The following is a 15,917-nucleotide window of genomic DNA, read 5'->3' as shown; positions in this document are numbered from 1 at the left end:
TTCTCTCTTTAGTAATTGCTGGTCTATTGTTTATTTATATAGATCAATACCTCAATAATATTCGACACAAATTGATTGTGTTTGCATGATTTGATGCATGTCATAACTAGGCAGTCAAGCCTGAGAGGAGCAATCGTGAACATGCGCCTTCCGATGCAAACCCAACAGCAAGCAGCAATCTCACTGGCACACCCTGTACCAGATCGCCATGGCAGCAATTTGTACAGCACGGATTCGCAGTTGGAGCCACTGTTAAAGCTCTACCTGCCTTCTCCAGTGCATGCGCATCTGCAGCCTTATTTGCATCGTATGGGACACTTGGCCGGGGGGAGGCTGGATGAGCTGGCATTGGAAGCAGATAAGAATCCGCCCACGTTAGACCATCGCACTCGCACAGGACAAGATGCGCAGCGCATTCACAAGCACCCCGCTTATGTGGAGCTGGAACGTGTGGCCTATGGCGAATTTGCGCTGGCCACCATGTCACACCGTGAAGGAGTCTTGGGGTGGGAAGGAAAGTTGCCACCTCTGGCCAAATATGCGTTGACATATTTGTTTGTCCAGGCGGAGTTTGGTTTGTGCTGCCCGTTGTCCATGACGGATTCGCTCACCCGTACATTGCGCAAGTATGGCGCCCCGGCGCTGGTCGAAAAGTACTGGAGCCAACTGACCGCCACGGATTTTGAGGACATGGCACAGGGTGCAATGTTTATGACAGAGCAGGCGGCTGGTTCGGATATCGCCAACACACAGACCATGGCACGCCCGAATGTGGATGGCAGTTGGAGCCTGACAGGCGAAAAATGGTTTTGCTCCAACCCGGATGCAGCATTTGCCATGGTACTGGCGCGTGTCGAAGGCGCGCCTGCTGGCATGAAAGGCATTTCCCTGTTTCTGTTGCCGCGGAAATTAGACGATGGCAGTGCCAATCACTATCGCATCGTTCGGCTGAAAGAAAAACTGGGAACACGCTCCATGGCAAGCGGAGAGATTCGCATGGATGGTGCTGTTGCCTATCTTGTGGGGGAGCAAGGACGAGGTTTTGTGCAGATAGCAGATATGGTCAACAACTCTCGCCTGTCCAATGGAGTGCGAGCTGCAGGCCTGATGCGCCGTGCTGTGGCAGAAGCAGAGTTCATTGCTCGAGAGCGGCAAGCTTTTGGTAAGGCTCTGCAAGATATGCCACTGATGCAGCGGCAGCTGGATAAGCTACGCATTCGTGCAGAGCAAGCACGAACCATGGTGCTGCAGACCGCTCAAGCATTGCAACGCTCCGATGCAGGCGAAGAGGGGGGCTACGCTTTGCTACGTATTTTGACGCCCATGATTAAGTTTCGAGCCTGCCGTGATGCGCGTATGGTCACTGGTGATGCCATGGAAGTGCGCGGCGGCTGCGGCTATATCGAGGAGTGGAGCGATCCACGCTTGGTACGTGATGCCCATCTGGGGAGCATCTGGGAAGGCACAAGCAATATTGTGGCGCTTGATGTGCTGCGTGCCGTGCGCCGCGAAGGCTCATTGCCGGTGCTGCAAGCCCATGCTTCTCAACTGTTGGGGCAAACACAAGCAGCCCCAGCATTTAAAACTGCGCTAGAGCACGCTATGCAACGTGCTTGTGAACTGGCGCAAGCAGCTACCGATGCAGCTTCTGATGGAGAGCACCTAGCGCGTGCTGCCGCTTCTGGCCTCTATCACTGTTTTACGGCCATTGCCATGGCTTGGGAAGCGTCTCAAATCCAATGCCAGCAGCGTATGCGTTGGGCACAGCTGGTGCTATTGCACCGAGCGTTGCCACGAGATCCGCTAAGCATGAGCGCTCTGCCAGCTGATTGGGCCTAAAGCTTAGCTTCTGTACACAGGTACAGCATATGCAGCACGGGGCAGAGATCCGTGGCTGCACTGGGCGGTGGCTGGTGCTCCCAGCACGGCCCGCTTCCCCAAGCCTTGATACAGAGGCAGGGACTACTTCCTAGGAGACAAACCATGGATAAACGCGTTTTTCTGCAAAGCGCTGCAGCGCTTGCTGCCGCACCTTGGGTGGCCGGTTGGGCCCGAAACAGCAGTTCAGACTTTCCTCAGAAACCGATTACCTTGATTCAGCCCTACGCTCCGGGAGGCCCGACGGACCAGCACCTGCGCGTAGTAGCTGAGGAGGCCGGAAAAATCCTGGGACAACCCGTTGTGCTGGACAGCCGTCCCGGCGCGAATGGAGTGACAGCTGCAGCAACACTGACTCGTGCGGCACCCGACGGGTACACACTGGGCGTGCTGCCTGCATCGGTCTATCGTGAGCCTTATATCAACAAGGTGTCGTTTGACCCCACCAGCAGCTTTAGCTATATCGCGTTGCTCTCTGATTACAGCTTCGGTTTGGCGGTGCGTGAAGATGCGCCGTGGAAAACGTGGGCAGATTTGGTGGCGGATGCCAAAAAACGTCCAGGAGCCATCAATATTGGCGCGACAGGCGGGGCCACGGGCACACCTCGAATTGGCATGGAAGAAGCCATGGATGCTGCGGGTATTGCTGCAAACATGGTCCCGTACAAAGGCGATGCCGATGTGGTGACCGCGATTTTGGGCGGACACATTGATGCTTCCCCGTTGTCAGGCGTGGCAGTGCCCCATATTAGAGCGGGAAAGATGCGCTATCTGGTCATGCTGACAGCTGAACGCGTGCCGCAGTTCCCTGACCTTCCAACGTTGCGAGAGGCTGGCATCAACGTCCATATCGACTCCCCTTACGGGGTCGCCGGTCCCAAAGGTATGGACCCAGCACGGGTCGCACAAATCAATGCCGCTTTTCACCAAGCACTGCTTTCACCAGCCGGGCAGCGTGTGCTGCAGCAACTCAATCAGCAACCGAACTACAAAGCCCCTGCTGACTACCAGTCGTATGCCAAGGCAACCTTCGCACGTGAAAAAACGCGCGTGGCATGGATGCGAGACAGAGGGCTGCTGAGGTAAATGAAGAGAAAAATGCGTCAAACGCCCGCAGGCTAAGAGTTTGATGCTCATGAATAAGAAAGCTTGTGTGCACAGACCGTGACAGTGGTCTGGCGCGTGTGAGCAATATTGGAGACACAAGATGACAATGAATTTGAAAAAAACATCACGCTGGGCTGTGGCCGCCGCTTGGGCTGTAACCATACTGGGCAGCGCCACACCAGCGATGGCACTGGCCGAGCCTTTTCCAGAAAAACCAGTGACATTTGTGGTGCCCTTCCCGCCGGGTGGTCCTACGGATGCAATGGCACGCACCTTGGGAGTGGCCTTGACACAGGCGCTGGGCCAAAGCGTGATTGTGGAAAACCGTGCAGGCGCAGGTGGCAACATTGGTGCCGACGCGGTGGCGCGCGCCAAGCCTGATGGCTACACCATCATGTTTGGAACTTCTGGTCCGTTGGCCATCAACAAGAGCATTTACAGCAAGATTGGCTATGACCCTGCCAAGAGCTTTGCTCCAATTATTCGCGTGGGCTATCTGCCCAATGTGCTGGTGGTACATCCCAACGTAAAAGCCAACACTGTGCAAGAGTTGATTGCACTGGACAAGGCCAGGCCCGGTAGCTTGAATTACGCATCGTCAGGCAATGGTGCATCTTCGCATTTGGCGGGAGTGCTGTTTAACCAAGAGGCTCAAACAACATTTCAGCATGTGCCCTATAAAGGTACGGGGCCAGCCCTCAACGATTTGCTGGCAGGCCAGGTGGACATGAGTTTTACCGACATCCTGACCGCCATGCCCTATGTGCAAAGTGGCAAGCTCAAGATGGTGGGGGTGGCGACGGCAAAACGCTCGCAAGCCATGCCTGATGTACCCACGATTGCAGAACAGGGCCTGCCTGGTTACGACGTGAGCGTGTTTTTTGGCGTGGTGGCTCCTGCTGGTACCCCAACCGAGCGTATCAACGTGCTGAATCAGGCATTCCGCAAAGCTTTGAGCAGTGAAAAAGTACGCAGCACATTTGCTAGCCAAGGGCTGGAACCAGCTCCTGACCTGACGCCCGAAGGCCTGGGGCGCTTCATTCCTGAAGAAGTCGCCAAGTGGCAAGCCGTGGTGCATGCCTCGGGTGCCCGGCTGGATTAACAGGGAGTAGCGAGATTTTTGTATGACTGAAACTTTCTCTACCCCCCACACACAAGTCAACGGCTTGGTTGACGCGTCAGCTGGAGCTTTGCAAGGGCTCAAAGTTCTGGATCTTTCTCGCATTCTGGGAGGTCCGTTGTGCGGTCAAATCCTGGGAGATCATGGCGCGGATGTGCTGAAAGTGGAGCCACCACAGGGCGATGACACGCGCACGTGGGGACCGCCATTCCAGGAGGGGGTTGCCTCTTACTACAGGGGGCTGAACCGGAACAAGCGCACGCAATTTCTTGACCTCAGCCAGTCTGAAGGGCAAACCAGGGTGCTGGAGTTGATGGCGCAGGCCGATGTCGTCGTGGAGAACTTCAAAATCGGCACGCTGGAGAAGTGGGGGATTGGCTGGGAGCAGGTGCAAGCACGTTTCCCAGGGCTGATCTGGTGTCGTGTCAGCGGCTTTGGCGCAGATGGGCCACTGGGTGCATGGCCGGGCTATGACGCAGCCATTCAAGCCATGAGCGGCATCATGAGCATCAATGGTGAGGCCGGTAGCGATCCGCTGCGCGTGGGGTTACCGGTGGTCGACATGGTGACGGGGATGAATGCCGTTATCGGTGTGCTACTGGCCTTGCAAGAGCGACAACGCAGCGGGCTGGGGCAGTTGGTGGATGCGTCACTTTACGACAGCGGTATTTCCTTGCTGCACCCCCATGCACCCAACTGGTTTATGGATGGCAAGCAGCCACAACGCACGGGCAATGCCCATCCCAATATCTATCCGTATGATGTGCTGCAGACAGGCTCCATCCCCGTGTTTTTTGCGGTGGGCAATGACCGGCAGTTCCGTCTTCTGTGCGCGCATATCGGCTGCCCGCAACTGGCGGAAGATGAGCGCTTTGCCAGTGCAGGTCAGCGCTCGGTTTACCGCAGCACACTCAAGCCCTTGCTGGAAAAGTTTTTGGCCTCGTTTGAGGGGGAGCAGCTTGCGACCGATTTGATGGCCATTGGCGTCCCGGCAGCACCTGTGCAATCGGTAGATGGAGCTTTGCAGCATCCACATACCTTGCACAGGGAAATGGTGGTGGAAATGCCCTGTGGCTACCGAGGGCTGGGCGCGCCGGTCAAGCTCAGCCGTACACCTGCTACATATCGTGTGCCGCCCTTGACGCCAGGAGATACATTTTTACAGACATAAGAATCACGGTAGCACCTGCGACTACAGCTACTTGCATGTTCCGACAAAACTGCAGGTGAAATCGTGTGTAGAAAGGAGTTCAAGCACTCCTTTTTTATGGCTCCGTGTTTATGGCGCGTCAAACAAATCCTTGGCCCCATGGGGCTGGCAGCGCAGGTATTGCGGTGCCGCATGTACACGTGCACCCAGCTGACGTGCTGCCTCCCATGGCCAGCGTGGGTTGTAGAGCATGGCACGGGCGATACCGATGGCATCGGCTTGGCCAGCTTGCAAGATGTCCTCAGCCTGCTGAGCATCTGTGATCAGCCCCACGGCAATCACAGGCATGGCTTCATGCAAGCTTTCGCGTAATGCTGCTGCCAGTGGGACCTGGTATCCGGGCCCCACAGGAATTTGTTGGGCGGGGCTCAAGGCTGCGCTCGAGACATGCAGGAAAGCGCAGCCGCGCTGCGCCAGCGCTTGCGCAAGCACCTTGCTCTGGTCAACATCCCAGCCGCCATCCACCCAGTCGGTGGCGGAGATACGCACTCCCACAGGATAGTCAGCAGGCAGTGCTGCACGCATGGCGTCAAATACCTCCAGCGTCAGCCGCATGCGGTTGTCCAGACTCCCGCCATAGCTGTCGGTACGCAGGTTGGACAGGGGGGAGAGAAACTGGTGCAGCAAGTAGCCGTGTGCCGCGTGCAGCTCAATGGCATCCAGCCCGAGTTGCTGGCTACGCACAGCGGCATCGACAAAGGCTTGCTTGATATGGCTGATGTCCTCCAGCGTGGCGCTGGTCGGCGTGGGGTCAGTCGGCAAAAAAGCCTGGGCACTGGCGCTGATGGTAGGCCATGCCTGCGGATGCGTTGCCGCCATTGCGCCGCCGCCCTCCCAGGGTCGCAAGCTGCTGGCTTTGCGTCCGGCATGGGCCAGTTGAATGCAAATGGGCATGGAGCTGTATCGACGGATAGGTGCCAGCACAGCTTGAAGCGCCTGGGCTTGTGTATCGTTCCACAAACCCAGGTCGTAAGCGCTGATGCGACCGCGTGCCTCTACGGCGGTGGCTTCCAGAATCAGCAAGCCCGCACCGGATTGCGCCAGATTGCCATAGTGCATGATGTGCCAGTTGCTGGCGCAACCTTCTTCGGCTGAATACATGCACATAGGCGGAATGACGATGCGGTTGGCCAGTTCCAATTTGCCCAGATGGAGGGGGGAAAACAAAGCAGACATTGCGCGAAAGCTCTCAGTGGATTGCAGATCAAAGATCCAGTCAGCATGGCATAAAAAAACGGGGCCATCGATCAAACCGGGGACCCCGTGCCGAGCTATATGGCGCTGGCTTCAGCCTTGCTCGGCCAGCAGCTCTTGCAGAGTTTTGACCTGCATGCGCAGGCGTTCGTTCTCGGCTTCAAGTTCAGTCACGCGTGCTTGAAGTTCTTCTGCAGAGGCCGCAGGTGCAGCTTCCACGTTCTCGTCTGCGTTCACGATTTTTTCAGCTTTGGGCCTTTTCTTGGCGTCACGTACACGCTTGGCCGCCTGCTTGAGGCTATCCGCACCCTCAGCAGCTACTGCCTGCTGTTCTTCAACAGGCAGGGTGGCAACCACGGCCGCGGCATTGAGCGACAGCTCTCCGGCTTTGACCGCAGCGACCACTTCCGGCGCGGCTTTTTCCTGGATGGTCTCAATCATCTTGACCTGGCCTGCTGACAGTCGGGCTGCGCGTGCCAGGGCTTCTCGGGTGTCCAGCGCCTCGTCAGGCACCTTGGGCACATTGGCCAGGGCTTTGGCCACGACGGGGTCGGTATCACCTTCCCAGGGGGCCTCTGCGGCATCGCCTGCTTCGGCCTTGGCTGCATTAACGGCAGCAGCAGCTGCAGCACGCCGTTCGGCAATGATTTCGCGCTTGCGCAGGGCGAGCACTCCGCGTTGAAAGTCAGACACGGAGCGGCGGCCCAGATGCTGGTCAATCATCCACAGGTGGATGTCCTCCATGTTCTGGAAGCGTTCGTTCTGAATGGTTTTGAATGGCAGGCCGTGTTTTTGGCAGATGCCATAGCGGTTGTGACCATCCACCAAAATATTGCCCCACAGCACCAGCGCATCGCGACAACCTTCTTCAAGGATGCTGCGCTCCAGTGCTTCGTGCTCATCAGGGGTGAGGGGGTCGATATAGGCCTTGAGTTCAGGCAGGACAACAATCTCTTCGGTACTCATGGAATTCCAGTTTCTGCGGCCCATGGACTGTAGCCATCTGGCCGTGAATGTCAAAGATCAAAATCAAAAGGCACCCGTAGGTGCCTTTGTTGCAGGTGCTGCTCAATGGGCTTGAAATACAGAAACGTGAATGTCTCTAAGACTTCACCAACCCATCTTGGCAGCCTCGCCAATCAAGCGTTCTCGGGTTGCAACAAGCGCGAGATCAGTCCGCCTTCAATCGGGCCTTCCACTGGAATGCGTACGCGCACGGGATTGCCAGGCGCTACTTGTACGGGTTCACCATCCAGGTTGAACATTTGCTCCAGCTTCATGGTGCGATTGCCCGTAGGGTGGATGATCTCAATCATGTCACCTACGGCAAACCGGTTCATGGTTTCGATTTCGGCCAAGCCATTTTCGTAACCACGTACCTGACCCACAAAGTGACTACGTTGCAGCACAGAGGTACCAGTTTCGTAGTTTTGATAGTCGTTGGCAGGACGGCGCTCAAGCAGACCCCCTGTGTAACCACGGTTGGCCAGGCCTTCCAGTTCGGTGATGAGGTGGGGGTTAAAGGGGCGACCGGCCACGGCATCATCAATTGCACGGCGATAGGTTTGTGCGGTACGAGCAACGTAGTACAGGCTCTTGGTGCGGCCTTCGATCTTGAGCGAGTCCACGCCAATCTTGGTGAGGCGCTCAACGTGCTCCACGGCGCGCAGATCCTTGGAGTTCATGATGTAGGTGCCGTGCTCATCTTCCATGATGGGCATCATTTCGCCAGGGCGGCCTTTTTCTTCCAGCAGGTAGATGGCGTCGGCCTTTGGGTGACGTTTCTGGTCACCACAGGTGCTGGTGAACTGGTTGTCCAGGTCATTCTTGGCATCTTCAAAGTTGAAGCCTTTTTCCATGGCCTGACCCAGCGCTTCACCAGTGTTGGGGTCTACATCGGCGCCGTGTGTTTTGTATTCCCAACGGCAGGCGTTGGTGCATGTGCCCTGGTTGGGGTCGCGGCGGTTGAAGTAACCCGACAGCAGGCAGCGGCCCGAGTAAGCAATGCACAGCGCACCATGGACGAAGACTTCAAGCTCCATGTCCGGGCATTCCTGGCGGATTTTCTCAATCTCGTCCAGGCTCAACTCGCGTGACAAAATAATGCGCTCAACGCCCATCTTCTGCCAGAACTTGACGGTGGCGTAGTTGGTGGTGTTGGCTTGCACCGAGAGATGGATCACGGCCTCAGGCCATTTTTCCTTGACCATCATGATCAGCCCTGGGTCGGCCATGATCAATGCATCGGGCTTCATGTTGATGATGGGCTCGATGTCACGCAGATAGGTGCGTATCTTGTCGTTGTGGGCAATGACGTTGGAGGTCAGGAAGAATTTTTTGCCACGCTGGTGGGCTTCCTGAATGCCTTGGGCAATCTGTTCCATGCGGAACTCGTTATTGCGCGCACGCAGGGAGTAGCGCGGCTGGCCAGCGTATACAGCGTCAGCGCCAAAGTCATAGGCGGCGCGCATCTTGTCGAGCGAGCCGGCGGGAAGCAACAGTTCAGGGGCTTTCATAGGGGGCGTATTTTCCTTGATTGGCGTCAGTTCGTCACGACCGTGTGAACATGCACCCGTCAGCAACGTGGAACAGCGCTAGTTGCTATGGGAGCAAAAGCACGTGAAACATAAGTAAGAAGGACTTCAGTTAGTTATCTATCTGAAGTCCTTTGTGTAGGGCACTAGGTGCTATGTAAATAATCAATCCTGTGGACGGAAACCAAACGTGAACTCTGCAGGCACCTTGCCATTCGTGTCTTTGGGCAAGGTGTCTGTTTTGTGCAGCGCACGTACCACTGCATCATCCCAGGCCTTGTTTCCACTGGATTTGACCAGTTGCACACCAGTGATCGTGCCATCCGGTGCAGCGCGCACGCGCACTTCGGCGCGCGGATTGCCACTGATCATATCGGGGTAGACAATATTGGGTTTGACCTTGGCTGCCACGCGTGCACCATAGCCTGCAGAGTGTCCTGCAGTGCCACCGCCCGTTCCTTTGCCGCCGTTGGGGCCGCTGCTACGTTCGGCTGAACCGGAACCTCCAGATCCACCGGCCATGCCGGCCATGGCTTTGAGGTTTTCCTGGCGCATGCGCTCCAGTTCCTTGGCGACCTTGGCATCTTTGGCCGCTTGTTCTTTCTTGCGTTTGTCCTCAGCAGCCTTTTTCGCAGCTTCGGCTTTTTCTTTCTCCGCCTTTTCTTTGGCGGCTTTCTCCTTTTCAGCCTTTTCGCGTTTTTCTTTTTCTAGACGCTCTTTCTTTTCCTGCTCTGCTTTCTCGCGCTTTTGTTGCTCGGCTTTTTCTGCCTTGTCACGTTTTTCTTGCTCGAGCTTGTCCTTACGCGCTTGTTCCGCCTTCTCTTTTTCGAGCTTGGCTTTTTCCTGCTTGGCTTTTTCTGCTTTTTCAGCCTTCTCTTGCTCGGCTTTTTCCCTGGCCTTTTGCGCTTCCAGTTCTCGTTGCTTCTTCAGTTCGGCTTCTTTTTGCTTGCGCTCTTGCAGCGCCAGCTCTGCATCGCGCTGAGCTTGCAACTCCTGCTGGCTAGGCTGAGGAGGGGGAGGTGGTGGTGGAGGTAGCGCAGGTGCTGGCTCGGGCTCGGGCTCGGGCTCGGGTGTAGGCTCTGGTTCAGGTGCTGGAGGCGGGTTGGGTGCACGTGGTGCAGCCTGCTCAAAGTTGTCGGCCCACAGTTCTGCCTCCACGGCCGCTTCTTCAACGGCCTCGGGAGGGTTCACTTTCCATACGAAGGCCCCTACCAAAATGGCATGTGCCAGCAATGCCATCACCCAGTTGCGCAGTCGCTTGGACTGTCGGGGCGGGGCAAATGGATCGTGATCGAGACGAGAAGACATGGACAATAAAAACGCTGGGACGCGAACGGGATAAGAGGTTTATTTGGCGGCAGACTTCACGCCGAGTGCTACACGCTTGACACCTGCGGCTTGCAGCGCACCCATGGCAGCAACCACGGTTTCATAGGTCAGACCTTTGTCTGCCTGAATCATGACCGCACTGTCTTCGGGCTGGTTGGACTGCCATGTGGCTGCCAGTGTGCCCAGCTCTTGCAACGATACCGCCTGCTCTCCATTGGAGGTTTTGATACGGATGCTGCCATCCGCCTCCATCAGCACATGGGCAACGTTTTTAACGGCAGGTTTGCTGGACTTGCCAGCACTGGGCACATTGATGGCGCCGGGCGTGAGCATGGGGGCTGTCACCATGAAGATGATGAGCAGCACCAGCATCACGTCAATGAACGGCACCATATTGATTTCATTGACGGTGCGGCGACCGCGACCTCGGGAGCTGGCTGCAGGCATGGGCGGCTCCAGTTTTAGTGGCCCGAAGCCGTCGCAGTGGCTGCGGGGCTGCTGACATTGCGCTGCAAGATGTTGGTGAACTCTTCCATGAAGGTCTCTTGGCTGTTGGCAATGCGGTCAATGCTGTTGGCATAACGGTTGTAGGCTGCCACAGCGGGAATCGCCGCGAACAGACCCATCGCAGTCGCCACCAAAGCTTCTGCAATACCTGGTGCCACCGTAGCCAGGGTGACCTGCTCCATATTGGCAAAGCCGGTGAAAGCGTGCATCACCCCCCACACCGTACCAAACAAGCCGATGTAAGGCGTGATGGAGCCCACGGTGCCCAAAAAGGACAGGCCAGACTCCACTTCATCCATTTCGCGCTGAAAACTTGCGCGCATGGCACGACGAGTGCCGTCCATCAAAGTGCCGCTGTCGCTGATACGGCGTTCGCGCAGTTTTTTGTACTCGCGCATGCCACTGGCAAAAATGCGTTCCATGGGACCACCATGCTTGGCGTTTTGTGTGGCGCTGTTGTAGAGGTCATTGAGGCTTTGGCCGGACCAGAAGTCTTGCTCAAACGCTTCGTTGAATTGACGCACTTGCTTGAGTGCCTGGGACTTGCGAAAAATGGTGGCCCAGCTTGCAACGGAAGCGACGACCAAAATCAACATGACCAATTGCACCACCCAGCTGGCCTGAAGAATGAGGCTGAAGATGGACATGTCTTGGGCTGCGTTCATGAGAGTTTTTCCACGATGGAGTTCGGAATACGGGCAGGGCGCATGGTGGTCGAATCGACCCAGCCGATGCGGATACTGCCTTCACATAACAGTTGCGGTGCTTGATTGGATGACACGGGCTTCAAAAAAGCTTGCTGTCTGATTGTGATCGAGGCACGGCCTGCTGATTGCAACACAGCGGTAACTTCCACCACGTCATCAAGACGCGCAGGTATGAGGTAGTTGATTTCTGCCTGAGTGACCACAAACATACCACCAACTTCATCACGCAGCTTTTGCTGCTCAACGCCCAAGTTTCGCAGCCATTCCGTACGCGCACGCTCAAAGAACTTGAGGTAGTTGGCGTAAAAGACGATGCCACCGGCATCCGTGTCCTCCCAATACACCCGGATGGGAAAGGTGAAGGCCATCAAAGTTCCCCTTATTTGAAGAGCAGTTGCATGCGGCGCACAGCTTCTTGCAACTGTTCCATGGAGTTGGCGGTGGAAAAACGCACATAGCGGGCGGTGTCCGCAGTGCCAAAGTCGCGCCCTGGTGTAATGGCGAGGTGGGCTTTCTCCATCAGTGCATAGGCAAACTCCCAGCTGTCTTTGACCCCCAGTTTCTTGCACAGAGGTGTGCAATCTGCCCATGCGTAGAAAGCACCATCAGGCATCACATCAATGCCAAAGCCCAGTTCACGCAAGGCGGGCAGAAAGTAATCTCGACGGGCTTTGAATTCCGCGCGGCGAGCCTCGTAGATCGCAATGCTCTCGGGTGTGAAACATGCCAGGGCAGCATGCTGCGAGATGGTGGAGGCGCAGATAAACAGGTTTTGCGCCATGCGCTCAACCACGGAAACCATGGCGTCGGGCACCACCATCCAGCCCAGACGCCAGCCCGTCATATTGAAGTATTTGCTGAAGCTGTTGATGGAGATGATGTCATCGCTGATGGCAAGAGCACTGTGCCCGAAGGCTTCTTCATATGACAGGCCCAGATAGATTTCATCAACGATGGTGATGCCACCCTTGGCCTTGACCACTGCATGAATGCGGCGCAGCTCGCTGGGGTCAATCGAGGTGCCTGTGGGGTTGGAGGGCGATGCCAGCAGCACGCCACGAGTCTTGCTCCCCCAGTGGGCTTGTACCTGCTGCGCGCTGAGCTGGTAGCGCTCTGCAGCGCCAGTGGGTATGAGTCTGGCCACACCTTCAGCCGCTCTCACAAAATGGCGGTTGCAGGGGTAGCTGGGATCGGGCATGAGAATCTCATCCCCAGCTTCAATCAGTGCCAAGCAAGCCAGTTGCAAAGCAGCGGAGGCACCTGCAGTGATCACGATGCGCCGTGCAGGCACATCCACATTGAAGCGGCTTTGGTACCAGGCGCTGATGGCTTCACGCAGTGGCTCCAGGCCCAGGGCGTTGGTGTATTGCGTGGCGCCTTCGGCAATGCACTGATTGGCCGCAGCCTGGACCTGTGCAGGAGCGGTGTAGTCAGGCTCGCCAATGTTCAAAAAAATCATGGGCTCAGCGCTGCTGGCCACTTGTTTTGCCATTTGCTGGGCGGCCTTGGCCACTTCCATGACATAAAAGGGTTCAATCTTTTCGGCGCGCGTAGAAAACTTCATGGGCTTGGCAGTCGCAATGCGCTGTCACTGAGGAATAACTAAAAGCATGAAAAAAGGCAGCGGCCTGGAGCGCGCTGCCTTGTGCGGAGTGGCTTAGGCGTTTTTCTCTGCCTTTGCCTTGTCTGCTTGCACTTCGGTTGCGCGCAACTCAGGGGCCAAGGCATTGAGTACGCCATTGACATATTTGTGTCCGTCGGTGCCGCCAAACTCCTTGGCCAGCTCAATCACCTCGTTGAGCACCACGCGCCATGGAACGTCCATGCAGTGCATCAGTTCATAGGCTCCAATCCACATGCAGGCATGCTCGATGGGCGAGAGCTCTTCCAACTTGCGATCCAGCTTGGGCAGGATCAGGGCGTTCAGATCTTCTTCGATCTCGATGCATCCGTGCAGCAGAGCGTCATAGTGCGCGGCGTCACACTTGTGGAAACCTGCAAGATCACGCGTGAACATGTCAATGGAGCTGGCGCTGTTGCGACCTACCAGGTGTTGGTAGAGTGCCTGCAGCGCAAATTCACGTGAGCGTGTACGAGCAGATTTGGAGGCAGCCTTGCGTACACCGGTACTGGTCAGGCCGGTGCGTTTCTGGCGGGGTGGACGGCTGTTGCCAGCCGATGGGGATTGTTCGTCGCTCATGGTTATTTCAGTTTTTTAAGCAGTGTGGCCATCTCAACGGCCACACGCGCTGCGTCCAGGCCTTTTTCGGTCTGGCGAGCAATCGCTTGCTCTAGGTTTTCAGTGGTGATGATTGCGTTGGCAATCGGCAGCTTGTAGTCCAGGCTCAAGCGTGTGACTCCTGCGCCCGATTCATTGGCTACCAGCTCGAAGTGGTATGTCTCCCCACGGATGATGCAGCCTAGTGCGATCAGCGCATCGTAGCCGCCACGCTCAGCCATGGCTTGTAGGGCCACAGGCACTTCGAGTGCACCGGGAACCATGACATGGTCGATGGCATCAGTGTGTACACCAGTTGCCAGCAGCTCTTGGTGGCATGCCTCGGCCAAAGCATTGGTAATGCCTTCGTTCCAGCGGGCTTGAACGATGCCAATACGCAGTCCTTGTCCGTTCAGATTGGTGGCGGAGCCTTTTTCAGCGTTCAGCATCTTTTTTATTCCTTGGTGATATAGCCAGTGATTTCAAGACCATAGCCGGCCATGCTGGGCATGCGACGAGGCTGGCCCATCAATTTCATTTTGTGCACGCCACATTCACGCAGGATCTGTGCACCAATTCCATAGGTGCGCAAGTCCATGCGGCCACGCTCGGGGGCTTGGGCTGAGCGGGCGCTTCCGTCAAACTGCGCCAGCAATTGGCTTGTACTTTCATTGCAGTTGAGCAGCACGGCCACGCCCTGGCCCTGGGCATTCAGGTATTGCAAGCTGGTGTCCAGGCCCCACGAGTGCATGGCGCGGTTGACTTCCAGAGCGTCCAGTACAGACAGAGGCTCGTGCACGCGCACGGCAACCTCATCAGATTCGCTCCAAGTGCCTTTGACCAGTGCCATATGAACGGATTGGCTGGGCTTGTCGAGGAAAAGGTGTGCAGTGAACTCACCCCAGGCTGTATTTAGTGGGCGTGTGCCCACTTTCTCAAGCAGTGATTCATTGCGGCTACGGTATTGGATCAGGTCGGCAATGGTGCCAATTTTCAGTCCATGCTCTGCGGCAAACAATTGCAGATCGGGCAGGCGAGCCATGGTGCCGTCATCTTTCATGATCTCGCAGATCACAGCCGATGGGCTGCAGCCGGCCATGCCAGCCAGATCACAACCAGCTTCCGTGTGACCAGCGCGAATCAGAACGCCTCCTTCCATGGCTTGCAGTGGGAAGATGTGTCCGGGCTGAACCAAGTCTGTGGGCTTTGCATCTTTGGCGACGGCGGTACGCACTGTGTGCGCGCGGTCTGCGGCGGAGATGCCGGTGGTTACCCCTTCCGCGGCTTCAATCGAGACAGTGAAGGCAGTGCTGTAGACGGTGCCGTTGCGTGCCGCCATGGGAGGGAGCTTCAAGTATTCGCAACGTTCACGGGTCAGCGTCAGGCAGATCAGGCCACGGCCAAACTTGGCCATGAAGTTAATGGCTTCTGCAGTGACATGGTCGGCTGCAAGTACCAGATCCCCCTCGTTTTCACGATCTTCTTCATCAACCAAGATGACCATGCGGCCTGCGCGCATGTCAGCAACGATATCTTCCACCGGCGAAATTTGCACGGGTGTGAGGGGGGCGTTCATGGTGTCTCGTTCCTTGGATTAACCTGTCGGGTAGCCGGCAGCACTGCCTTTGTGTGGGCACCCGCCCAGCGTGCATGTGTACATGCAGTCCAAAGAACATATGTGCAGACGGTCACCGTCGCATTGTGCCGGCGCCGGATGGTGCGCGGTCCTATTGAAAGCAGCCATTTTAGTGCTTTGCAGCATGCCTGCAGGAAATGTACTGTTGCTCTGCTTCAGTTTGCAGGGTCTTGCAAGCTGACATCGCCATTGGGATAGGCCACACATGGCAGCACGCAACCCTCGGCTTTCTCTTCGGGTGTCAGTCCTGGCCAATCAATTTCGTAACGTACGGATCCTGAAGTGATTGTTCCCAAACAAGTGCGACAGGTGCCATTGCGGCAGGAGCTGGGCCATTGCAATCCACCCATTTCGATGGAGTCCAGCAATGTGTCTGTAGCCCAAGCGTCACATTGCTGCCCGCTGGGTTCAAGTTTGATGGTGAATAGCTCAGGTGTTTGGGGAGTGGTCATGGGTGAAAAGATCGAAAAAATGCGC

General features: G+C 56.5%; 16 protein-coding genes. 4 read left to right on the top strand and 12 right to left on the bottom strand.

The window, feature by feature from the left end; genetic code table 11:
• The first annotated feature begins 141 nt into the window (after positions 1-141).
• The 4 genes from QEP11_RS00240 (at position 142) to QEP11_RS00225 (ending at position 5,276) form a co-directional block, all read left to right on the top strand.
• A complete protein-coding gene (locus QEP11_RS00240; protein WP_284335178.1) occupies positions 142-1,839 on the top strand; it encodes an acyl-CoA dehydrogenase family protein in 1,698 nt (565 codons plus the stop codon).
• Positions 1,840-1,983: 144 nt separating this feature from the next.
• Entirely contained in the window at positions 1,984-2,964 is a 981-nt protein-coding gene (locus tag QEP11_RS00235; protein WP_284334543.1) for a tripartite tricarboxylate transporter substrate binding protein, read from the top strand.
• A gap of 127 nt (positions 2,965-3,091) precedes the next feature.
• The gene (locus QEP11_RS00230; protein ID WP_284334542.1) at positions 3,092-4,087 is read left to right on the top strand and encodes a Bug family tripartite tricarboxylate transporter substrate binding protein; all 996 of its coding nucleotides are present in this window, start codon (positions 3,092-3,094) and stop codon (positions 4,085-4,087) included.
• Between the two features lie 22 nt (positions 4,088-4,109).
• On the top strand, positions 4,110-5,276 hold the full coding sequence (locus tag QEP11_RS00225) for a CaiB/BaiF CoA transferase family protein (protein WP_284334541.1): 1,167 nt from the start codon (positions 4,110-4,112) through the stop codon (positions 5,274-5,276).
• A 108-nt stretch (positions 5,277-5,384) separates the two neighbouring features.
• On the opposite strand, the gene QEP11_RS00220 is transcribed toward QEP11_RS00225, so the two are convergent.
• The 12 genes from QEP11_RS00220 to QEP11_RS00165 form a co-directional block, all read right to left on the bottom strand.
• A complete protein-coding gene (locus tag QEP11_RS00220) occupies positions 5,385-6,491 on the bottom strand; it encodes an NADH:flavin oxidoreductase/NADH oxidase (protein ID WP_284334540.1) in 1,107 nt (368 codons plus the stop codon).
• 111 nt (positions 6,492-6,602) lie between these two features.
• On the bottom strand, positions 6,603-7,475 hold the full coding sequence (locus tag QEP11_RS00215; protein ID WP_284334539.1) for a ParB N-terminal domain-containing protein: 873 nt from the start codon (positions 7,473-7,475) through the stop codon (positions 6,603-6,605).
• A 173-nt stretch (positions 7,476-7,648) separates the two neighbouring features.
• Positions 7,649-9,025 carry a prephenate-dependent tRNA uridine(34) hydroxylase TrhP gene (trhP, locus tag QEP11_RS00210; RefSeq protein WP_413788657.1) on the bottom strand — a complete coding sequence of 459 codons (1,377 nt, stop codon included), beginning with the start codon at positions 9,023-9,025 and terminating at the stop codon, positions 7,649-7,651.
• Positions 9,026-9,208: 183 nt separating this feature from the next.
• Positions 9,209-10,351, bottom strand: coding sequence for a cell envelope integrity protein TolA (gene tolA / locus QEP11_RS00205; protein ID WP_284334537.1), 1,143 nt, complete (start codon positions 10,349-10,351; stop codon positions 9,209-9,211).
• A 39-nt stretch (positions 10,352-10,390) separates the two neighbouring features.
• Positions 10,391-10,819 carry an ExbD/TolR family protein gene (locus QEP11_RS00200; RefSeq protein WP_284334536.1) on the bottom strand — a complete coding sequence of 143 codons (429 nt, stop codon included), beginning with the start codon at positions 10,817-10,819 and terminating at the stop codon, positions 10,391-10,393.
• Between the two features lie 14 nt (positions 10,820-10,833).
• The gene (tolQ, locus tag QEP11_RS00195; protein WP_284334535.1) at positions 10,834-11,544 is read right to left on the bottom strand and encodes a protein TolQ; all 711 of its coding nucleotides are present in this window, start codon (positions 11,542-11,544) and stop codon (positions 10,834-10,836) included.
• Positions 11,541-11,954 (bottom strand): tol-pal system-associated acyl-CoA thioesterase, encoded by a 414-nt coding sequence (ybgC, locus tag QEP11_RS00190; protein WP_284334534.1) that lies wholly within the window; start codon positions 11,952-11,954, stop codon positions 11,541-11,543. Before ybgC ends, tolQ begins: the two co-directional genes overlap by 4 nt.
• 11 nt (positions 11,955-11,965) lie before the next feature.
• The gene (locus QEP11_RS00185) at positions 11,966-13,150 is read right to left on the bottom strand and encodes a pyridoxal phosphate-dependent aminotransferase (RefSeq protein ID WP_284334533.1); all 1,185 of its coding nucleotides are present in this window, start codon (positions 13,148-13,150) and stop codon (positions 11,966-11,968) included.
• 93 nt (positions 13,151-13,243) lie between these two features.
• The gene (gene nusB / locus QEP11_RS00180; protein ID WP_284334532.1) at positions 13,244-13,786 is read right to left on the bottom strand and encodes a transcription antitermination factor NusB; all 543 of its coding nucleotides are present in this window, start codon (positions 13,784-13,786) and stop codon (positions 13,244-13,246) included.
• Between the two features lie 2 nt (positions 13,787-13,788).
• Positions 13,789-14,253, bottom strand: a complete 465-nt coding sequence (gene ribH, locus QEP11_RS00175) for a 6,7-dimethyl-8-ribityllumazine synthase (protein WP_284334531.1) — start codon at positions 14,251-14,253, stop codon at positions 13,789-13,791.
• A gap of 5 nt (positions 14,254-14,258) precedes the next feature.
• Positions 14,259-15,380: a bifunctional 3,4-dihydroxy-2-butanone-4-phosphate synthase/GTP cyclohydrolase II gene (gene ribBA / locus QEP11_RS00170; protein WP_284334530.1), complete on the bottom strand. Its 1,122-nt coding sequence runs from the start codon at positions 15,378-15,380 to the stop codon at positions 14,259-14,261.
• A 215-nt stretch (positions 15,381-15,595) separates the two neighbouring features.
• Complete coding sequence (locus QEP11_RS00165; RefSeq protein ID WP_284334529.1) at positions 15,596-15,892, bottom strand: 2Fe-2S iron-sulfur cluster-binding protein; 297 nt, start codon at positions 15,890-15,892, stop codon at positions 15,596-15,598.
• Between the last annotated feature and the right edge of the window lie 25 nt (positions 15,893-15,917).

The organism is Comamonas halotolerans, assembly GCF_030162935.1.
Classification (GTDB): domain Bacteria; phylum Pseudomonadota; class Gammaproteobacteria; order Burkholderiales; family Burkholderiaceae_C; genus Comamonas; species Comamonas halotolerans.
The sequence above is the reverse complement of the archived record's forward strand: the minus strand, read 5'-3'. Positions and strand labels throughout refer to the sequence as shown.